Below are 19,917 nucleotides of genomic sequence, written 5' to 3' on the forward strand. Positions count from 1 at the left end.
ATGGCGAAATCGATATTTGTCTGCCAAAGCTGCGGTGCAGAACATCGCAAATGGATAGGCCAGTGCCCCGATTGCGGCGACTGGAACAGCATCAGTGAGCAGGTGATAGAGGCCGGCCTGAAACGAACCGGCGGTAAAGGCAAAGCACTTGCCACATCACCGATCACCAGCATCAACCGCGAATCGAACCCGCGTCGCTCCTCACGCATTGAAGAGCTGGACCGGGTTCTGGGGGGCGGAATTGTGCCGGGTTCCGCCGTCCTGATCGGAGGTGACCCGGGCATCGGAAAATCGACCCTGCTGCTGCAGGCAGCGGCCAGACTGGCGGCTCATGGCAACAGACCGGTACTCTATATTACCGGCGAGGAGTCGATCACGCAGGTGCACCTGCGCGGCGAACGTATCGAATCGATGCATGAGAACCTGCTGCTGGTTTCCGCATGCGAACTGGAATCGATGCTGGCGACTATCGGTGAAGTCAAACCGGAAACGGTGATCGTCGACTCCATCCAGACCACGGTAAGCAATCGCCTGAGCAGTGCGCCCGGCACGGTTTCACAGGTGCGCGACTGTGCTGCAGCCCTGATCCAGAATGCCAAACAGACAGGCCATGCCCTGATCCTGGTCGGACATGTGACCAAGGAGGGGGCGCTGGCGGGCCCGCGCGTGCTCGAGCACATGGTGGATGCGGTGATCTATTTCGAAGGGGATCGCGGCCACGCCCATAGAATTCTGAGAACGGTTAAAAACCGTTTTGGTCCGGCAGGCGAGATCGGCGTTTTTGAAATGACCGACCGCGGCCTGATCGGCATCCGCGACGCCTCGCGCCTTTTTCTTGCCGAACGCAGCACCGACACCCCCGGCTCCGTCGTGCTTGCCTGCATGGAGGGAACACGCCCATTGCTGGTGGAGGTGCAGGCACTGGTTGCGCCAACGGTCTACTCCACACCAAAGCGCTCAGCGGTCGGCCTCGATACAGGCCGTGTCGCCATGCTCACTGCCGTGCTGGAGCGGCGCATCGGGATACCGCTCTCGCAGCACGATGTTTACGTCAACATTGCCGGCGGCGCCCGCATTGCCGAGCCTGCTGCCGATCTTGCCGTGCTGCTGGCCATGGTCTCTGCATTTCAGGAGCGGCCTGTGGCTGATGATGTGGCGCTGTTCGGCGAAGTCGGCCTGACTGGTGAGGTTCGCCCGGTCGGGCAGCCGGAGTCTCGGGCAAGGGAGGCGGCAAACCTGGGCTTCACGCATCTGCTGCTGCCCGGGGAAAATCACCAGAGGGTGCAGAAGGCAAATATCATTGCTAACATGCGCGGCGAAAGCGGTTCCCCACTCCGGCTGTCAGCGGTCAGACACCTGTCTGACGCAGTACAGAAACTGTTGACCTGAAAGGATTTCGGGTGCGGATTAATAGAGGACAACATTGAATTTTGTTGATTATATTCTGATTGCAATTGTCGGCCTCTCGATGGTCCTGTCGCTTTGGCGCGGATTTGTTCGCGAAGTGATCTCTCTGATCGGGCTTGTCCTGGCATTTCTGGCCGCCAGCCGCCTCTCCGGCCAGACCGGAGATTTCCTCGGTCAGTGGATCGGCAATGCAACCGTCGCAGACATTGCCGGCTTCGCCCTCGTTTTTATTATTGTTATGATTCTGGTCGGACTGATCGGCGCGATTATCCGCCGGCTGGTTGATCTGGCTGCACTCACCGCAACAGACCGTACGCTCGGAATCTTTTTCGGTGCCGCCCGCGGCATGCTGCTGATCGCGCTCGCATTTCTGGTCTACACATCCTACAGCAAGCCCGATGCGCCCTGGCTGAAACAGAGCATGCTCAGCCCCTACGCCATTGAACTGGGTGAAATGCTCGGTGGCGTGATCCCTGAAGGTTACCCTTTCTCGAGACAGGGAGCAGCGAAAAAAGCAGCTCCGCAGAACAGCAGCGCCCGTCTGACGGATGTTGCAATTCCGGTTAAAGACAAGGAAGCTTTGAAAGCCATTCTGGAAAACAGTACACAATGAGGCATCTATGAGCGTTGAATGCGACAAGAACGATCATTTCCACGACGAGTGCGGTGTATTCGGCGTGTTCGATCACCCCGAGGCGGCCAACCTTACCTACCTCGGTCTCTACTCGCAGCAGCACCGCGGCCAGGAGTCTGCCGGCATGGTCTGCACCGACGGCCACAGCTTCCACACCCATCGCGGCATGGGGCTTGTTGCTGACATCTTCCACAAATCCGAGATCAAGGAACTTAAGGGCAGACATGGTATCGGCCATGTGCGCTACTCCACTTCCGGTGACTCAGGCCTGCGCAACTGTCAGCCCTTCTCATATGAATATGCCCATGGCGGCATCGCCATGTGCCATAACGGCAACATCGTCAATGCCCCTGATCTGCGCAAAGAGCTTGAGAAAAACGGCTCGATCTTCCAGTCCACCTCTGATACCGAGGTGCTGATTCACCTGGTAGCGCGCAGTCAGGCAGCCACCATGCCTGAACGCCTGATCGAAGCAGTCAGGCAGCTGGCCGGCGGCTTCTCGCTGCTGGTGCTGGTGGAGAAACGACTGGTAGGCGTTCGCGACCGTGACGGCATCCGCCCACTGGTGCTCGGCAAACTGGACGACTCCTGGGTGCTGGCATCGGAGACCTGTGCATTCGACCTGATCGGCGCCAAATATGTGCGCGATATTGAACCGGGCGAGATGGTTGTTATTGAGGATACCGGCCTGACAAGCTACCGGCCATTTGGCCCATGCAAGCCGCACTTCTGTGTCTTCGAATATGTCTATTTTGCTCGCCCTGACTCCACGCTTGAGGGCATCAATGTCTACAAGGCAAGGTATAAAATCGGCATGGAACTGGCGAAAGAGTCACCCGCCGAGGCAGATATCGTTGTTCCCGTTCCTGACTCCGGTGTTCCGCCTGCTATGGGCTTCGCTGAAGCTTCCGGCATCCCCTTCCAGATGGGGCTGATCCGCAACCACTATGTCGGCCGCACGTTTATCGAACCCAAACAGTCGATCCGCAACTTTGGCGTAAAACTGAAGCTGAACCCCAACCGCGAACTTATCGCCGGCAAACGCGTGGTTCTGGTGGATGACTCTATTGTTCGCGGCACGACCAGCCGAAAGATTGTCGAGATGGTACGCGCCGCAGGTGCTGCTGAAATTCACATGCGCATCTCCAGCCCGCCGACCAAATACTCCTGCTTCTACGGCGTCGACACACCGGATGCCGATGAACTGATGGCCAACAAAATGGATCTGGAAGAGATGCGCAAGGCGATCGGCGCCGACTCGCTCGCCTTTGTCAGCTTCGAAGGCATGTACAATGCAGTTGGCAAGCCCCGTGAGGCACACTGCGATGCCTGCTTCTCGGGTGACTATCCCGTACCGATTGAGGGGCCACGCTCACCACAGCTTTCACTGTTGAAGATTCATAACAAGAAGCAATGAGTTCACGACCAACGGTCGTACTGATTCATGGCCTGTTTGGTTTCAGAAAACTCCTCTGGTCAGAATATTTTCAGGGCGTACGCCCGCTGCTTGAAAGCATGGGGATGCGCGTCATCGCACCACGACTGCCATGGGCGGGAAGCGTTGAGGCACGTGGCAACTCTCTTGCCCGCCAACTGCAACAGGAAGCGGGAGCACTGCACCTGGTTGCCCACTCCATGGGCGGAATTGATGCCCGTTTCTGGATAAGCCGGCTTGGTGGCGGTGAGAAAGTGGCAAGCCTGACAACGCTGGCTTCGCCTCACCACGGCTCCTCTGCTGCAGACCACATCTGCCGCCATATATCCCCGTTTCGAATCTTTGCCGGCATCCGCTGCCTGACTATGAAAAAGATGGCGCATTTCAACAGCACCACTCCCGATCAGCCGCATATCATCTATCGCAGCTACACTGCAAAGCGGCCGCTGCATGAGCAACCGTGGATAGTCCGCCGTTATGGCCGCTGTATTCAGCAGCATGAGGGTGACAACGACAGTCAGGTTTCCGTTACTTCGGGACAGTGGGGAGATCATATCGCCACACTCCCCTGCGACCATTTTGAACTGATCCGGCGCAACTTCTGGTTCAACCCCTTCAGAAAGCGGACGCCATTCGATATGCTCCCTGTATATCGCGATATCGGCGAATGGATCAAAGCGGAGAGCGCTGCAAAGAAGGAGAGAGCATGTTTGTAACCATGAATCGCTTCACAATCGATCCCGAACACTGGCCAGCCTTTGAGGCGCGTTTCAGGGAGCGCGCGGGCCTTGTCGATGGCGAACCGGGATTTATCCGTAACGCTGTATTAAGGCCAGAATCTGATACGACAAATCAGCATGTGGTGATGACCATGTGGGAGTCCCGCTCAGCCTTTGAAGCATGGACCAGGTCGGAGGCCTTCCGCAAAGCACATGAAAAGGCCGGGCAGACACCGCCAGCATGGTTTATCGCCCCCTCGAAACTGGAGATGTTTGAATCGGTAACAGACTCAGGCGGTTAATTCAGCGGCTTAATCACTATCCGGCTCCAGATAGATATAGGTGAAGCCGAGTGTTGCTCCGACCCCCTTGTTCCGGACTCTGATCGGCTGCAGGGAAACAGTTCCGTCATCCTTCTCAATCGGGGCGATATCCCCAACCGTTGCACCGAAGGTGGTAACGCTGCCTCTGGCACCGGAATATTTTCCTGCCAGCTGGTTCGTGTTCTGTTTGAAATGATCGGCAAGAACCGAATAAACCAGAACCGAACCTTTCTTGAAAGTAACATCAAGACCAAAACCGATTCCGGTTTCTCCCTTATATCGCTCGACAGCCCCTTCTGAGGTCGACTTGAATTCACAACGGATATCCCTGGTTGAATGAATCAGCAGATTGATTCCGGTGTGAGGCAGGATGGTACAGGTCAGCGTTCCGACCTGTTTAGAGGGGGCATCGGGATGCGCCGCCAGTGCAGGGGATGAGAGTATCATCAAGCTGGTCAGCAAAACAGCAGACAACGGATTCATGGTGACCTCCAGTTGCGGCAAAAGGCAGCACCGCAGCAGATTCATTATAGCAGCATGCCACCCTGGCCGCTACAGCGCCCCGGATTCCGCCATCCTCCGGTACACCGCCTCGGCCATAAGCCGATAGCCCTCAGCGTTGGGATGAATTGCATCGGATTTCAGTGATCTGGATGATAGCAGCTCTGCCAGAATGGAATCTTCAAGCGGAAGGTGCATCTCTTCAGAAATCGCGCTGTAAAACTCTGGAACAGAAAGCAGGATGCCCGGTTCCGGCACAGCTATCAGCAATACCGGAATACCGCGCTGCCGTGCCTCTTCAATCATACTGCGCAGATTGGCCGATGCCTGCGCTTTCCCCTTTTTCCTGATCAGGTCATTGCCGCCGTGGCAGAGAATCAGCAGCTCCGGACGCAGATCATCAAGCACGCCGGGCAAGCGCTTGAGCCCATCCTCAGTCACCTCGCCCGGCACACCTGCATTGACAACCCTGTGGCCGGTCAGGTTCCCAAGAATCGCCGGATAGGCCTCGTCCCGCCTTGCACCCGTTCCGTAGGTAAGACTATCACCGAATGCCAGAATCACCGCTCCGGGGGACAGCTTTGGCAACTCCGGCTGCGAGGAACAGGAGAGCAACAGCAGTGATGCCAACAGGCCATACAGAGTTCGCTGAATCAATAACGCCATAAGGTAATGATAGCCGCTCCTGACTCAGCTAGCACCCTTCTCTGTTTCCTGGCAATGGCGGGCTACTCGGAGGTTTTCTCCTGCTGTTCCTGAACCGGTGCCATATCCGTCACGCTACTACTGGCAGGCTCATCCGAAAGGGTCGCGGCCTCTTCTGCTACCGCAACCTCCGGCTTCGTCTGTGGTTCTGAAGCCACTTCTGATTCCGGGCTAACCTGCAACGTCGAAACGGACGCTTCCGGCGTGGCTTGCGATGCTTCAACGGCAGCTGCTTTTACCTCAGACTCCTCTGCTGCAACATCTTGCGCCACGCTTGCCGCTGCCGGCACTACAAACAGGCTCTGGTATGCCCACCCTTCCCGACCATCAGCCAGACGGATGTTATGCCATCCCCATTTGGCCTCCAGTTCGGTAACCACATCCCCTTTTTTCAACTGGGTGATCACATCCGCCCCTCCGCTCGGGCCACTTCTGACATTGCCGAACGAAAGCACCACCGTGAGCTTTTTAGCCTGGACTGCTGCGACTACCGGCTCCTCAGCTCTCGCCTTCTCCTCTGCCGGAGGTGCAGCAGATACCGCTTCTGCTTGGCTGGCTTCCGGAGTATCTGCCAACCTCTTTTCAGCCCTTGGGGGCTGCTCTCCCGCCAGCCAAAGAACGCCTGCCAATACGCCTGCCACCACAATCGCAGCGACTGCCTGAATGGCCTTGGAACCTCCCCTGCCAGAGGCTCTGTTTTCGTTCAGCTCTTCGATATTATACACATTGAAGCGACTTTCCCGTGAGGGCTCTTCATTGACGGCCACGGCAGCCTCATCATGGACTTTATGCAGCTTATCCAGAAAGTCATCCAGCCGCTGCTGTTGCCCCTCATCCTCATCCCCGGCGACCAGCTCCTGCTTCTCTCTCGAAATGAATTCATCAAGACGAGTGTTCAGATGCCTCTTAGATTCCTCTTCCATACCATCACCGTTGTCAGCCATCGGTCTCTTTTCTGCACTCATGCCACTACCTCACAGCAAAATTCAGTGCAGAGCCTATGCGGGGCCAAATCACATTTCTGTGACCTGCCCCATGTTGTAAATTCTTACTGTCGTGTCTGGAAACAGGGCTTTAACGCAACGTTTGCTGCCCCGGATCAGGATAGCGCTGCGACCATTCGTAGCTGTCCTCGCTCACTGCAGACCAGTAGAGATCACCCGAATACCGCCAGCCATCAAGAACAATGCCTGTTTCGAAAGCCGCCCCTTTGGCGCTCACCACCACCGAGTTATGTTCACGCAGATCACTGCCCAGATTGGCTACCGCGTAGAAGAAATCAAAACGGGTCGAGTTCAGGCTTAGTAACTTTTTCAGCAGGTCATCGGCCCACTGGTAGCAGAGGCCACGCTCCCTGAAGCCGAAATTAACCAGCAGATTATGCATGCGCGGCGGGCCGAAAATTTCATACTTTTCGGCCAGTTCAAGGGAGTAGTGAACCGCTGTGCGTGCAACAATAACTGCAGCCTGTCGATCTATGGCGCGATCCAGCAACAGAAGATCAGCGGTCAACGCATCGATCTTCTGCTGTTCCGCACCCTGTGAAACCGGCTTATGAGCAGAGCAACCGGCAAGTGTAAAGGCAAGCAAAACCACTGCTATGGTGAACACCCTGTTCAACTGAAACACCCTCCTGATTCGGTGACCATGCCGCAATACTAGCAGATTCTGCGGCTAAGCTTACCGGTGGAGTAAGAACCTGATTTTGGCTATGCTTCGCAGCGATTTCAGAGAGAGGCAAAAGTATGGAAATTGACGTAAGAAAAGTAGCGATGCTTTCACGCATTCGCCTGACCGATGACGAGGCCGCCGAGCTCGGTCCGCAGCTGACCAGTATTATTGGCTATGTGGAGCACCTGAGCGGCGTCGATACCGATGGCATCGAGCCGACCGCACACCCCCACGATGTCGCCATACCGCAGCGCGCAGATGTTGTAACCAACAGCAACCGCCGTGATGAACTGCAGGCCCCTGCTCCTAAAACCGAATCAGGACTTTATGTTGTCCCAAAGGTGATCGAATAATGCCATTTACCTCCCTTTCCGAACTGAAAACGAAGCTTGATAGCGGCGAAACGACTGCTGTTGATCTGGCCAAACTTTACCTTGGCCGCATTGATACCTATAACGAAACGCTCAATGCCTTTGTCGATATCGATGCCAAGCATGTACTTGAACAGGCCGAGGCCTCTGATGCCTACCGCACCAAACATGGCCCCCGTCCACTGGAAGGGCTGCCGATTGCCATCAAGGATATCTTCTGTACACAGGACGGGCCTACCCAGTGCTGCTCAAACATTCTGCGCGGTTACCATGCCCCCTACGATGCACATGTAATCACCAGGCTGAAAGCGGCCGGTGCCGTGCTGGTCGGCAAGACCAATATGGATGAATTTGCCATGGGCTCATCCACTGAAACCTCCGCCTTCGGCATCTGTCGCAATCCCTGGGATACCGACCGTATTCCGGGCGGCTCATCAGGCGGCTCCGCTGCAGCTGTAGCCGCGGGCCTTGCCCCGGCAGCGCTTGGCACAGATACCGGTGGTTCAATCCGCCAGCCCGCCTCTATCTGCGGCATTACAGGACTTAAACCAACCTACGGCCGCGTCTCCCGCCGCGGCATCATCGCCTTCGCCTCTTCCCTTGATCAGGCAGGGCCAATGACGCGCACAGTAAAAGACTCCGCCATGATCACAGCAGCGATCTCCGGCCACGATTCGATGGACTCCACCTCGGTTACCGATGCTCCAAGTGTCGACTGGCTGGGCGCCTGCGACAAAACAGATATGAAGGGAATAAAGATCGGTAAGCCTAAAGAGTATTTTATCGATGGTATGGATGCGGATGTTCGCGCCTCAATCGAAGCTGCACTGGCCAAGTGTGAAGAGCTCGGTGCCGAGATTATCGACATCTCGCTTCCGCATACCGAAGCGGCTGTGGCAGCTTACTATGTCATCGCACCTAGTGAGGCATCGGCCAACCTGTCTCGTTACGATGGTGTTCGATTTGGCCATCGCTGCAAGGATCCTGAGGATCTGCTCGACATGTACACCCGCAGCCGCGATGAAGGTTTCGGCTCTGAGGTCAAACGACGCATTCTTACCGGCACCTTTGCACTCTCATCCGGTTATTATGACGCCTACTACATCAAGGCGCAGCGCGTGCGCACGCTGATCCGTCAGGATTTCATCAACGCCTTTGAAAAGGTTGATCTGATTGCCACACCGACCAGCCCGATCACCGCCTTCAAGCTGGGCGAAAAGACGGATGACCCGCTGACCATGTACCTCGCCGATATCTTTACTATTGCCGTCAATCTGGCGGGGCTGCCGGGGCTCTCGCAGCCGTGTGGCTTTGTTGACGGGCTTCCTGTCGGGTTGCAGTGGATTGCACCGGCATGGCGCGAGGATCTGATTCTCGGGGCTGCATCGGCATATGAAGGTGCCACCGACTGGCTCAGGGTCCCGGCAGGTTTTGGAGGTGAAGCATGAGTTGGGAAGTTGTTATCGGACTCGAGGTTCACGTTCAGGTCAACACCAAGACCAAGCTCTTCTGCGGATGCTCCACCGAATTCGGTGCCGACCCCAACACTCAGACCTGCCCGGTCTGTCTCGGCATGCCGGGGCAGCTGCCGGTTCTGAATATGGAGGCGGCTACCAAGTCGGTCCTGACCGGGCTTGCGATTAATGCCCGCATCAATCTTGAGTCGAAATTCGATCGCAAAAACTATTTCTATCCGGATCTTCCGAAGGGCTACCAGATTTCGCAGTTCCCGCTGCCGATCGTCGAGCACGGCTATCTTGATATCCCGGTCAAGGATGGCGAGAAACGTATCGGCATCACCCGCATCCACATGGAAGAGGATGCCGGAAAATCCATGCACGAAGGGCTGGACGGGGTTTCTCACATCGACCTCAACCGCTCCGGCGTGCCGCTGATGGAGATTGTATCAGAACCTGATATGCGCTCTGCGGATGAAGCGATCGCCTACCTTAAACAACTGCATCAGCTGGTCTGCTTCCTTGATGTCTCTGATGCCAATATGGAGAAGGGGCAGTTCCGCTGTGACGCAAATGTATCAGTCCGCCGCCCGGGTGAACCGCTCGGTACTCGTGCCGAACTGAAAAACCTCAACTCTTTCCGCTTTATCAAACAGGCGATCGAGTATGAAGTGAATCGCCAGATCGAACTGATCGAAGATGGTGGTAAAGTGGTGCAGGAGACCCGCCTCTTCGATCCGAACAAGGGCGAATCACGCTCCATGCGTGGCAAGGAGGAGGCGCACGACTACCGCTACTTCCCCGAGCCTGATCTGCCGCCGCTGCGTATTTCTCAGGCAGAGGTCGATGCGATCCGCGCCGGCATGCCTGAGCTTCCAGGGCAGCTGCGCAACCGTTTCGAAACAGAATACGGCCTCTCCTCCTACGACGCCGATGTGCTGACCCAGACACGCGAACTGGCCTCATGGTATGAATCACTGGTTGCAGCCCACCCGGCCGATCCGAAACGCTGTGCCAACTGGATGGCCAATGAGCTGCTCGGACGCCTGAAAGAGGCGGGTAAGGAGATCACCGAGTCGCCGGTATCTCCAAGCCGTCTGGCTGGCCTTCTGGAGCGTATCGCCGACAACACCATTAACGGAAAAACTGCTAAAGATGTACTCGATGCCATGATGGCCTCAAAGGACTCCGCTGATGAGATCATCGAAGCCAAGGGGCTTAAGCAGGTGACCGATACCGGTGCAATCGACACGATCATCAAAGAGATCATGGATGCCAATCCGGATCAGGTGGCCGGTTATCGCGCCGGCAAGGATAAGCTGCTCGGCTTCTTTGTCGGTCAGGTGATGAAGGCTTCTCGTGGCAAGGCCAATCCGGGAGTGGTCAATCAGCGTCTGATAGAACTGCTTCAAGGCTGATTCGTTTAGTGACCAGGAAAGTGCGCAGGATAGCTATAGCCGGCGCACTTCTGCTTGTCGTTACGATTACGCTGCTTATCCGGCTCAATATTGAGAGCATCAACGGCCATGTGCAGCGCGAAATGGAGAGCTATAGTGATGCCGGCCTGCAAGCAGAAAAGGCTTCGCTCTCTTTTCTGCATGGTATCGGACTGAGACTGGATCAGGTGACGCTTAAGCAGGAGCACTACAGGGTTAATGCCGGTCACATGAATATCGGCATCCGCTTGCTGCCGCTGCTGCTCGGGAAGATCGAGGTCGATACTCTGGATATCCACGATGCCGTGATTCAAGTACAACCGAGAGCGCTGCAACCGACTTCCACTGCGGTCTCTTCGCTGCCATTTGAACGCATCAACCTGGTTCGATGCCAGATTCGCACCTTTGATGACGAAGACCTGCTGAACAATCTGCATCTGGAGCTGAGAAACATTGGTGCCAACAGGGAAACCTTGTGGGAACTGCAGGCCAAACAGGACGGCCACTCGGTTGGTGGGCATGGACGGCTGAACTTCTACAACGGCGAGATTTCAACTGGTTTCGGCAAACTTAAATTCGATCGCGTGCCGGCCACCCGGCTGCGCACAGTCACGCCAAAGTCGGTCTTCGCCTGGTTTGAAGGGTCTCCGGGGAAAATCAGCGGCTCACTGACACTCGACATTACCCGCAACCAGACATGGGCGGTTTTCGGTGAATTGACCCTTCTGGAGGAGAGCGGCGACCCCCCGCTAAGACTGCGCGGCAAGCTTGAGCATCCCGAAGCAGGCGTACTGATCTGGCACGACAGCTTCATCCATTTCAATGAGACTGCGGTGATCGCGATCAATGGCGAGTGCCGGAAGGATGCGTGCGAAACGGGTCTCGATGCCAACAACATCGAACTGGAAACATGGTTCCCGCTTGTGCCGGAATCTGTCTCCTTCCACCAACAGATCAGCGGCCTGACCGATATCAATGCCTTCGTTCAGTGGAGTGCTCAGGGGTGGGACAGCAGCGCAGCCTTCCGACTGAAAGATGCCTCGTTCCTGCACAAAGAGCAGCAGTACCCGCTACCGGAGATTGAGATGCAAACCGCTGAGTTGCGGGGCGACAGCAAAAGCTGGCTGGCCAGAGTACTTCTCACTTCGCCAAAGGCTAAAGGGGAGCTTTCGATTGAAAGCATGCAGCTACAATCCGGGAAAAAGGAGATGCGTATTCAGGCAAGTGATGTCGAAGCGCCGCTCTGGGAGCCACTTGCCAACCTTCTGCTCAGTTCGCTGGAGATCGAGCCGCAACTTGATGCCAAAGGCATGATGAATGGAAGCATTGAACTGCAGCAGCATATCAGCGGCAAAATCCTGAGAATGGATCTTGATGCGAAACAGGCATCCCTCTCTTATCCATCTCTGTTCGACAAACCCGCCAATATCGATGCTGCCTGCAATGTGGAGTTGAGGTGGCCGAAGGTTGAAAATATTCCGGACGTCATCACGCTGAGAGAGTGCACTCTGGACAACTCATCACTGCAGGTGGCGCGATGGTTGAACACAAAGAATCACAAAATCGAAGTTGAGGGGCTTCACCTCCATTTCGATCAGCTGCACAACCATGCTGTGTTGTTACCCGGCGGACTGAGCGAATACCGTGGCGACGTCGAAGGCAGTGGCAAAACTGCCTGGAGTAAGGGTTCAGAGAAAGATATCAACTGGTTCGACCAGATGAGCGGAAACTTGAAGCTGAATGCGTTCGGAACACCCGAGTGGCACTACAGTGGCTCAGTCACAGCCACAAACGGGCTGTTGAAATCATCACAACTGCTACTCAAAGGAACTTATGGAGAGTCAGAACTGCAGGGCGAGGTGAACTTCGCCAGAAATGCCGGCGATGTCGATGTCCTAGATGCATCGCTCGATTTCAACGCGCTTCCGCCTCTTCCCTCTTTTCTCGACGGGTTGAACATCCGCGGCCGTATCCACAAAGGCGAAGTTGCTCTGCTGGGCAACCGTATCCGCGCCATACACGGCTACTACCGCGTCCACAAAGGTAGTATTGCACTGGAGAATGTTCAGGGTTCGCTTGCCAACGGTCATCTTATCTCATCCAAACTGGAGATCATCCCGGCATCGGGAAGTTATGGTATTGCTGGCGTGGTTCGCCTGAAAGCTATCCAAATAGAGCAACTGGGTGGTGTGAAACCACTGCTGCAGGCCGATTTGAAAGGAAGGCTTCATGCCAACATCGAACTGCATGGGAAACTGCCCGAGTTAAATGCGCAAAGCTGGCTGCAGAGCAACGGTGATATCCTGATCTATAGCGGAGAATGGAACAGGCAGAGCGAAGCCGACACACTGAGCGAGCATCTCGGCATTAAAAAGCCCGAACGAATCTCGCACGCATTCAAGCAATTCGGCTTCCGCTTCCGCATCAATGAACATCAGACAGAGATCAGCAACCTGATGCTCGATTACAATGGCGTCAGGCTTCTCGGCAAAGCGGAAATCGCCATGGATGGCGCTACATCCGGCGCAGTGCAGAGCAAAGATAAGGCGAAAACCTACTCACTCGGAGGCAACTGGCCGCTACTTTCGTGGCAGCTGCTGCAGTAAGGCAACGGGCTCGCGAAGCCACTTGAGCATTCCCGTTTCCGTGGCATCATTAAGGGTATTATGAGAAGACTTTCCAATCGCGTTCAACAGGTTAAACCATCCGCCACACTGGCGATCACAGCCAAGGCTGCAGAAATGAGGGCTGCCGGAAAAAGTGTGATTTCACTCTCCGTTGGCGAACCCGATTTCGAAACGCCGAAGGCTGCCCGTGAAGCAGGCATAGCGGCGATCAACTCCGGATTCACACGCTACACTGCAGTGGCGGGCATCCCTGAATTGCGCAAGGCAGTTGCCGAAAAGTTCAAGCGGGACAACGATCTCGACTACTCACCTGAAGATATTATGGTCTCCACCGGCGGCAAACAGTGTATCTTCAACCTGCTGATGGCGGTGATGAACCCCGGTGACCGTGCCATTATTCCCGCCCCCTACTGGGTCTCTTATCCGGATATGGTGAAACTGGCAGAGGGAACTCCGGTAATCGTCAACACGACAGCGGAGAACAGCTTCAAGATAACCGGAGCGCAGCTGGAAGAGGTGCTCTGCGAGAATAGCAAAGTACTCTTCCTGAACTCCCCCTCTAACCCGACAGGCATGGCCTATACGGCGGAAGAGCTGGCCGATATCGGCAGGGTCGTTCGTAAATATCCCGACCTGATTGTTGCGACTGACGACATGTATGAAAAGATCCTTTTTGATGGCAAGAAGTTCGCCACGTTTGCGCAGGTCAACCCGGACCTGAAGGATCAGACTGTCACTCTCAATGGTGTATCCAAGGCCTACTGCATGACCGGCTGGCGTATCGGCTTCTGTGCAGGCCCTTCCGTCATCATCAAGGCGATGGGCAAGATTCAGGGGCAGAGCACCTCAAACCCCAACTCGATTGCCCAGAAGGCGGCCCTGGCTGCCCTGACAGGCCCGACCGATGAGCTTGATGAGATGGTCCGCACCTATGAGACCCGTCGCACCTGGCTGGTAGAGGCAATCAATGCCATCCCCGGCATGCATGCCATCATGCCTGATGGTGCATTTTATGTTTTCCCCTCAGTGGACGGCTGGATCGGGAAAACCACGCCAAGCGGAATCACATTGAGTGATGATGTGAAGGTGTGTGAGTGGTTACTGGAAGAGGCCGGTGTTGCACTGGTGCCGGGCACCGAGTTCGGTTCCCCGGGACACATTCGCTTCTCCTATGCCGTCAGCCAGGAGGTGCTTGAGGATGCTGTTAACCGTATCGCTAAAGCAGCCACCACACTCAGCTAGTTGATACCTGAACCATTAAAAAGGAGACCAAATGGTCTCCTTTTTTATTTTGATGTTTAAGTGCTTCACTGGTCATGCGACAAAGACAAAGGCCTGTTACTTCTGATCCGATTCGCGATCCACAGCGTCATCCTCAACAGCGATAGCAGATACCTTCATCTGGCGCCTGCCGTACTCATTCAGGAACACGGTCAGGTTAGCCACCAGCAGCGAGTAGATGATGATTCCGAAAACCATGGTCATCACGGCCACCACACGGCCACCAGCAGTGATTGGAACGATATCGCCGTAACCAACGGTCGTAATGGTCACAAAAGCCCACCAGAGCGCATCGGAGAGTTCGCCGAATTGCGGATTATGTCCATGCTCGAGAGAAAAAGTGACTGCGCCGAAAACAAAGACCAGACCGAAAAGCGTCGCCATCGCCGCGGGAAGGCTTTCACCCGAGAGCACCAGCAGACGCAACAGCCGCTCCTTGTTGGAGCGGATCAATGCACCGATCTTCAATGCCGGTAGCAGGTGGGCTATACGCAGGGCCATCAGCATTCGCAGCAGCGGCGATGAAAGCAGAACCACCAGCAGCAGGTCGAACCAGTTGGATTTCATCCATGTTCTGCGATCCTCAGCCACCCACCAGCGGGTGAAGAACATCACCACAAACAGAATCAGAACCGCCATCAGCCCCCATTCAGGCAGACCCTCGATAAAGGAGAGGGCAACTGCTGCAATCGTCGCCGCAAACAGGCCGACGTCGAGAATGCGGCGAAACAGATCTCTGTTGGTCACAGCCTTTTGTTAGTGACTGCCCTTATGGCCGAAATAACTCGCCAGCGCTACGAGGAATATGCCGCCACCCATATAGAGAATATTGAGCGGGTCATCGAATTTGACGCTCAGCACATTCTTGAAGAATGAGACGATAAGGATCATCAGAATCACTTTGCCAAGACGGTCTTTAAGGTCATCAAGGCTTTCGATCTGCAGCAGTTTACCGGCCGTCTCATTTTCACGGATAAAGTCGAGCTTATCGATATGCAATTCATAGACACCAAGGGCGAAAATCAGCAGCACTATGGCGAGAAGGAAATCATCCACGGCCGTAATCACATGGCTTACCACTACAGTATGGAAGTTCGGAACATCATGGCCAAAGACATAAACGTCGACAAATTCGACAAGCAGCTTGCCCATATCTATGGCAGATAGCGTAAACAGAAGCGCCATGCCGACAATGCAGGACCAGACGGCCAGAATTGTCATGTATCGCGAGCTCCACAGCAGCTTCTCTAGAAAATTTTTCATTCAAAACCTCATCGTGAAAAAATTTTGCAGACTTTAGACTTTTTTCTTCCGATCGTCAGCATACTTGAACAGAAATGACCCCTCAGGCAGGCCACTCTCCTGCTCCCTGCCGGTGCAGCTCGGGCTCATCGCCACAGAGATCGACAACTGTAGTCGGCACCATGCCGCACCATCCTGCATCCATAATAGCGCAGGAGAGGTGTTTGATGCGCAACACAAACTCATCCGGATCATATTCGGGTTCAGCGCTACCGGGCAGCTGAAGCGTTGTAGCCAGCAGCACCTCTCCTATCTCATCAAGCAGCATCTGACAGACAGGATGTGCCGGAATCCGGATGCCGACATCGCGGCGTTTCCCGAAAATACGTTTAGGTAATGATGAACTGGCAGGCAGGATGAAGGTATAGGGGCCAGGAAGGCAGCGTTTAAGGATGCGGTGGGCATGGTTGTCCATACGCACGCAGGTGGCAGCCTGCGACAGATCGGCACATACCACCGACCACATGTGCGAACTATCCAGTTGCCTTAATCTGGTGATATTGGCGACTGCCTTCCCCGACTCAGGAAGACAGAGCAGCACATAGGTAGTCTCGGTAGGCACGGCGACAAACAGTCCCTGCCTTAGCAGTTCGACAGCACGCCTGATCTGTCGTATCTGCGGGCGCTCCGGATGCAACCGGAGATGTTCAAACAGATGCATTAATTCCCTCTCCTCTTCAGTCGCCCGGAGACGACCCCTACCACCTGACGCTATACGCTCCTAAAAACCGAAGGCGCCGCCAAGCCCTTTCAGCAGTTTCTTCTCAGGTGACTCAGGGGGTGGTGCCGGCTGATCGGCAGGTGCATCCTGATTTGCAGGCGCTCCACCGCCGAGAATTTTCCCGAGCGCGCCGCCAACCTTGCCCTTGTTCAGCAGTGCAGGTGCATTTTCAATAATTGTCGATGCACTGATCTCAGGTTTTACACTCGGTGCATCAAACGGTCCTGTAATATGCAGCGGCACGGTCAGGCCGCGGCGTACTGCCGCTGAATCGCCCTGCCCTATCAGCGTTCCGACCACACGTGGTTTGATATGGTAGTCCAGCAGTTTTCTGACCAGGTCAACCGTGCCGTTGCCGGTAACACGCAGCAGCGGAGATGCCATGAAAAGATCCTGATTGGTGGCGATACCATTGTCGACGGTAAAACTCCCTGACAGCTGTGAAAAGTCTGTCTCTTTAGGTCCCATTGCCGCCATTGGATTGGTAAATTTACGAATCGCCCCGGCAATATCGAAACCCTTGATCTTGCCATTGCCCATCAGCACATTACCACCGCCATTCAGCGTTTTCATAGCGGCTGGGGTAAGGCCGGTCGCCTTAAGATTGGTATCCATCGAGAGTTTGCCTTCGAGCATATCCATATCGGCCAGCGCCTTGAGAAGCGGTCCGACCTGCACATCGGTAATATGAACCGACTCTTTCCAGCTGGCCGGAAAAGCTGCCGCATTAAGGCTCGCCGTCTCTGTGACGCTACCGCCGGCAAGGTTGAAACGGAGCGGATTGAGATCGAACTGTCCTCCGGAGCCGTTAATATTCACATTGAAGTTACCCATCTGCAGCCCGCGCAAATAGAGGGTATCTGCCTGCACCTTGGCTGTGACTCGCCACGGCTTCAGAAAACGCAGATCAGGTTCTTCAGCTGGTTTTTCAGCGGCTTTGGTCGCAACCTTGCCTGCAGCAGCAGGAGAAGCGGGGCCGCCCGCAGCAACTCCACCTGACGCTGCCTGCTCCTCTTTAGGCTGTGGAAGCCACGGGTCCATGTGCAGTGCACGTGTTGCAATGCGCAGGCGTATATCGGGAACAGCATAAACCACGGCACCGGAGATCTGCACCAGCTCCTGGTCAAGCATCAGCTGCATGTCCCGGATCTCCACCTGTTTGGCATCACCTGCCAGAAGTGTCCCGAACTTAATCTGTTTCCATGGCGAAGGGTGCCCCGCATAGAGGCTGTTCAATTCAGGAGCAAAAGCGGCCAGCCAGCTGCGTTCCAGCGGCTGTCCGTCAACACGCAGCTGGAATGCAGGCTCTGTTGTCAGCCGGTTCACACTACCGCGTGCTTCCAAGAGATCCTTGCCGTTGACGGCAAGCGCAGCGCGACGCACCTCAAGGGTATCAGGCTTGGCCATATCGACCTTCCAGCCCAGCTTGATATTGAGCAGCGAATTGAGAACAACCTCGCCCTCACCCAGCCTCAACCCATCCGGTCGCTGCTCCATCTTGGCATTCAGCCCGATCGATGCGCTGTTGATATCGCCCAGCTGTTCGGGCCACTCCTTAATCAGTTCCTTGAAAGCCTTCAGCTCGACCTTGTCGGCCTTGATCTGCCCCTGTACAGGCAGCTGCACCGGATCGAGTTTGGCGAGATCGCCGAGCGGCCCGACTGTGGCATCCACATCAAAGGCGTTACCGGAGAGTTTTCCTGAAACCTTAACACCCACAGGGCGCTCAAGCTGCACATCATTGAGTTCAACATTCAACGCGGAGAGCACAACAGGATCAGATTCAGCGTCGGCCCAGGTAAACTCGCCATCTGTAAGTGTCAGCGACTCCGCCTGCAGGGCAGCCAGTGCCGGAGATGCAGGTGCATCTGCCGTAGCCATTTCTGCCGAATCAGCAGGAGCAGCGCCAGAGCTTGCTTCGGATGCAACCAGATCGCCCCAGTTGGTCTGGCCATCCTTATGGCGCTCAAGATAAACATTGGGTGATGTAATTTCGAAGTGTTTGATCTCAATATTTTTCGAGAGCAGCGGCAACAGTGCCAGCTTCACATTCAGCTTCTGTACGCTGGCAAAATCGCGTGCAGCAAAGCCATCCCGATTCGCGAGATGCACATCCTCCAGTTCAACGCCGATCCAAGGGAAAAGTGATGCGCTGATCGTGCCGATCGTAAGCTTACGCCCGGTGGCATCTTCAACACCCTGCTCAATCTGGGTTTTATAGGTATTCACATCGATAAAGAAAGGCGCGACCAACAGTGCGACAATCAGTAGTCCGAGAATTATTAGGGAATAACGGACTGTTTTAGTAACCGCTGTTGTCATAGCAAACTCCTTGTATCAATCGCTTTTTACGACCTGCTTACCGGTAGTCTAGCATGGATCAGTGACAGTGGCATCGTGGGCCAAAGCGATGGGTCACGGAAGTGGGGGAAAATGGTCCAGCAGGCTGAAAAAGTCGTCGACCACGCATTCGGCACCCGCTTGCAGCAGCGCTTCACTTTCGCCAACACCGAAGGATACCCCGATGCACCTCACCCCGGCAGCCCTGGCCATCTGCACATCATAGAGCGCATCGCCCACTACCGTTGTTTGCTCGGGCCGTACCCCCATCTCCACCATACACTCGCTCACCATGGCAGGATGTGGTTTGGAATGGGTACAGTCTGCGGTCCGGATCACATAGAAGTAATCGCGCAGATTAAAGTTCTCAAGAACACGCAACAGCCCCGGATGCGACTTGCCGGTCACCACACCAAGCCAGTAACCGCGCAATTTGAGCTCATCGAGCACCTCTCGCACGCCCGGATAGAGGGTGATCTGCTGCTCGGCGATGCGATAACTCTCGCGGTAGCCCTGCCTCACCTGCTCCTGCAATGCTTCATCAGATGATTCCGGAAGCAGCCTTCTTACTGCCTCACGTAACGAGAGGCCGATAATCCGGTTGACGCACTCAGCGTCCGGCTTGGCAATGCCGTTGTTCTCAAAAGCCTGCTGCATTGCCTCAACAATAGCGCCATGGGAATCGGTCAGCGTGCCGTCACAATCGAAAAGTATCAATGAAGGTTGGGGAGTAATGATCTTCTATCCTTTGCATGCAGCCATCCGTTCAGCCGCCCTGTTACATCCCGATTTTAGAGATACGCTTTGGCCGGTCAACAGCAGACAGCAGACATCGTTTTAAGCGGTTGACAGAGAGCGTTGCCTCCCTATAGTTCGGCCTCCCTGACGCGGGGTGGAGCAGTGGTAGCTCGTCGGGCTCATAACCCGAAGGTCGTCGGTTCAAATCCGGCCCCCGCAACCAAACATACAAAGGGCTCGCAGCTAATC

Annotated in this window: 19 protein-coding genes and 1 tRNA gene; 11 read left to right on the forward strand and 9 right to left on the reverse strand. The window is 55.3% G+C overall.

Annotated features, from left to right (window positions below):
- Genes radA through Ga0123462_RS07760 form a run of 5 tightly spaced genes read left to right on the forward strand, consistent with a single transcriptional unit; the run spans nucleotide 1 to nucleotide 4,497 of the window.
- Nucleotides 1-1,389 carry a DNA repair protein RadA gene (gene radA / locus Ga0123462_RS07740; RefSeq protein WP_100265782.1) on the forward strand — a complete coding sequence of 463 codons (1,389 nt, stop codon included), beginning with the start codon at nucleotides 1-3 and terminating at the stop codon, nucleotides 1,387-1,389.
- Between the two features lie 34 nt (nucleotides 1,390-1,423).
- A complete protein-coding gene (locus Ga0123462_RS07745; protein ID WP_100265783.1) occupies nucleotides 1,424-2,020 on the forward strand; it encodes a CvpA family protein in 597 nt (198 codons plus the stop codon).
- A 7-nt stretch (nucleotides 2,021-2,027) separates the two neighbouring features.
- On the forward strand, nucleotides 2,028-3,458 hold the full coding sequence (purF, locus tag Ga0123462_RS07750) for an amidophosphoribosyltransferase (protein ID WP_100265784.1): 1,431 nt from the start codon (nucleotides 2,028-2,030) through the stop codon (nucleotides 3,456-3,458).
- Nucleotides 3,455-4,192: an esterase/lipase family protein gene (locus Ga0123462_RS07755; RefSeq protein WP_100265785.1), complete on the forward strand. Its 738-nt coding sequence runs from the start codon at nucleotides 3,455-3,457 to the stop codon at nucleotides 4,190-4,192. Before purF ends, Ga0123462_RS07755 begins: the two co-directional genes overlap by 4 nt.
- Complete coding sequence (locus tag Ga0123462_RS07760) at nucleotides 4,183-4,497, forward strand: antibiotic biosynthesis monooxygenase family protein (RefSeq protein WP_100265786.1); 315 nt, start codon at nucleotides 4,183-4,185, stop codon at nucleotides 4,495-4,497. Before Ga0123462_RS07755 ends, Ga0123462_RS07760 begins: the two co-directional genes overlap by 10 nt.
- 9 nt (nucleotides 4,498-4,506) lie before the next feature.
- Here the strand turns inward: Ga0123462_RS07760 and Ga0123462_RS07765 are convergent, their stop codons facing one another.
- The 4 genes from Ga0123462_RS07765 to Ga0123462_RS07780 all read right to left on the reverse strand — a co-directional run bounded on the left by Ga0123462_RS07765 (nucleotide 4,507) and on the right by Ga0123462_RS07780 (nucleotide 7,344).
- Nucleotides 4,507-5,001 carry a DUF992 domain-containing protein gene (locus Ga0123462_RS07765; RefSeq protein ID WP_100265787.1) on the reverse strand — a complete coding sequence of 165 codons (495 nt, stop codon included), beginning with the start codon at nucleotides 4,999-5,001 and terminating at the stop codon, nucleotides 4,507-4,509.
- Between the two features lie 69 nt (nucleotides 5,002-5,070).
- Complete coding sequence (locus Ga0123462_RS07770) at nucleotides 5,071-5,685, reverse strand: arylesterase (RefSeq protein WP_100265788.1); 615 nt, start codon at nucleotides 5,683-5,685, stop codon at nucleotides 5,071-5,073.
- Nucleotides 5,686-5,747: 62 nt separating this feature from the next.
- Nucleotides 5,748-6,689: an SH3 domain-containing protein gene (locus Ga0123462_RS07775; protein ID WP_100265789.1), complete on the reverse strand. Its 942-nt coding sequence runs from the start codon at nucleotides 6,687-6,689 to the stop codon at nucleotides 5,748-5,750.
- Nucleotides 6,690-6,798: 109 nt separating this feature from the next.
- Nucleotides 6,799-7,344 carry a hypothetical protein gene (locus tag Ga0123462_RS07780; protein WP_157821313.1) on the reverse strand — a complete coding sequence of 182 codons (546 nt, stop codon included), beginning with the start codon at nucleotides 7,342-7,344 and terminating at the stop codon, nucleotides 6,799-6,801.
- Between the two features lie 125 nt (nucleotides 7,345-7,469).
- Between Ga0123462_RS07780 and gatC the strand changes: the two genes are divergently transcribed.
- From gatC to Ga0123462_RS07805, 5 genes are read left to right on the forward strand one after another with little or no spacing between them, the layout of a single operon-like run.
- Nucleotides 7,470-7,748: an Asp-tRNA(Asn)/Glu-tRNA(Gln) amidotransferase subunit GatC gene (gatC, locus tag Ga0123462_RS07785; protein WP_100265791.1), complete on the forward strand. Its 279-nt coding sequence runs from the start codon at nucleotides 7,470-7,472 to the stop codon at nucleotides 7,746-7,748.
- Nucleotides 7,748-9,214 (forward strand): Asp-tRNA(Asn)/Glu-tRNA(Gln) amidotransferase subunit GatA, encoded by a 1,467-nt coding sequence (gene gatA / locus Ga0123462_RS07790; RefSeq protein ID WP_100265792.1) that lies wholly within the window; start codon nucleotides 7,748-7,750, stop codon nucleotides 9,212-9,214. Before gatC ends, gatA begins: the two co-directional genes overlap by 1 nt.
- Complete coding sequence (gene gatB, locus Ga0123462_RS07795; RefSeq protein ID WP_100265793.1) at nucleotides 9,211-10,641, forward strand: Asp-tRNA(Asn)/Glu-tRNA(Gln) amidotransferase subunit GatB; 1,431 nt, start codon at nucleotides 9,211-9,213, stop codon at nucleotides 10,639-10,641. The genes gatA and gatB overlap by 4 nt, the downstream gene beginning before the upstream one ends.
- An 8-nt stretch (nucleotides 10,642-10,649) precedes the next feature.
- Nucleotides 10,650-13,265, forward strand: coding sequence for a hypothetical protein (locus Ga0123462_RS07800; protein WP_157821314.1), 2,616 nt, complete (start codon nucleotides 10,650-10,652; stop codon nucleotides 13,263-13,265).
- 60 nt (nucleotides 13,266-13,325) lie between these two features.
- Nucleotides 13,326-14,528: a pyridoxal phosphate-dependent aminotransferase gene (locus Ga0123462_RS07805; RefSeq protein WP_100265795.1), complete on the forward strand. Its 1,203-nt coding sequence runs from the start codon at nucleotides 13,326-13,328 to the stop codon at nucleotides 14,526-14,528.
- Nucleotides 14,529-14,624: 96 nt separating this feature from the next.
- Here Ga0123462_RS07805 and Ga0123462_RS07810 read toward each other — a convergent pair whose 3' ends face one another.
- The 5 genes from Ga0123462_RS07810 to Ga0123462_RS07830 all read right to left on the reverse strand — a co-directional run bounded on the left by Ga0123462_RS07810 (nucleotide 14,625) and on the right by Ga0123462_RS07830 (nucleotide 19,647).
- Nucleotides 14,625-15,314 (reverse strand): potassium channel family protein, encoded by a 690-nt coding sequence (locus Ga0123462_RS07810; protein ID WP_198507319.1) that lies wholly within the window; start codon nucleotides 15,312-15,314, stop codon nucleotides 14,625-14,627.
- 9 nt (nucleotides 15,315-15,323) lie between these two features.
- A complete protein-coding gene (locus Ga0123462_RS07815; RefSeq protein ID WP_100265796.1) occupies nucleotides 15,324-15,830 on the reverse strand; it encodes a YqhA family protein in 507 nt (168 codons plus the stop codon).
- 82 nt (nucleotides 15,831-15,912) lie between these two features.
- The gene (locus Ga0123462_RS07820; RefSeq protein ID WP_100265797.1) at nucleotides 15,913-16,530 is read right to left on the reverse strand and encodes an L-threonylcarbamoyladenylate synthase; all 618 of its coding nucleotides are present in this window, start codon (nucleotides 16,528-16,530) and stop codon (nucleotides 15,913-15,915) included.
- A 60-nt stretch (nucleotides 16,531-16,590) separates the two neighbouring features.
- Nucleotides 16,591-18,912, reverse strand: a complete 2,322-nt coding sequence (locus Ga0123462_RS07825) for an AsmA family protein (RefSeq protein ID WP_100265798.1) — start codon at nucleotides 18,910-18,912, stop codon at nucleotides 16,591-16,593.
- Between the two features lie 93 nt (nucleotides 18,913-19,005).
- Entirely contained in the window at nucleotides 19,006-19,647 is a 642-nt protein-coding gene (locus tag Ga0123462_RS07830; RefSeq protein ID WP_232726405.1) for an HAD-IA family hydrolase, read from the reverse strand.
- Between the two features lie 169 nt (nucleotides 19,648-19,816).
- Between Ga0123462_RS07830 and Ga0123462_RS07835 the strand changes: the two genes are divergently transcribed.
- Nucleotides 19,817-19,891 (forward strand) — tRNA-Met (locus Ga0123462_RS07835).
- The last annotated feature ends 26 nt before the right edge of the window (nucleotides 19,892-19,917 follow it).

The organism is Mariprofundus ferrinatatus (assembly GCF_002795825.1).
In the GTDB taxonomy this organism is placed as follows: domain Bacteria; phylum Pseudomonadota; class Zetaproteobacteria; order Mariprofundales; family Mariprofundaceae; genus Mariprofundus; species Mariprofundus ferrinatatus.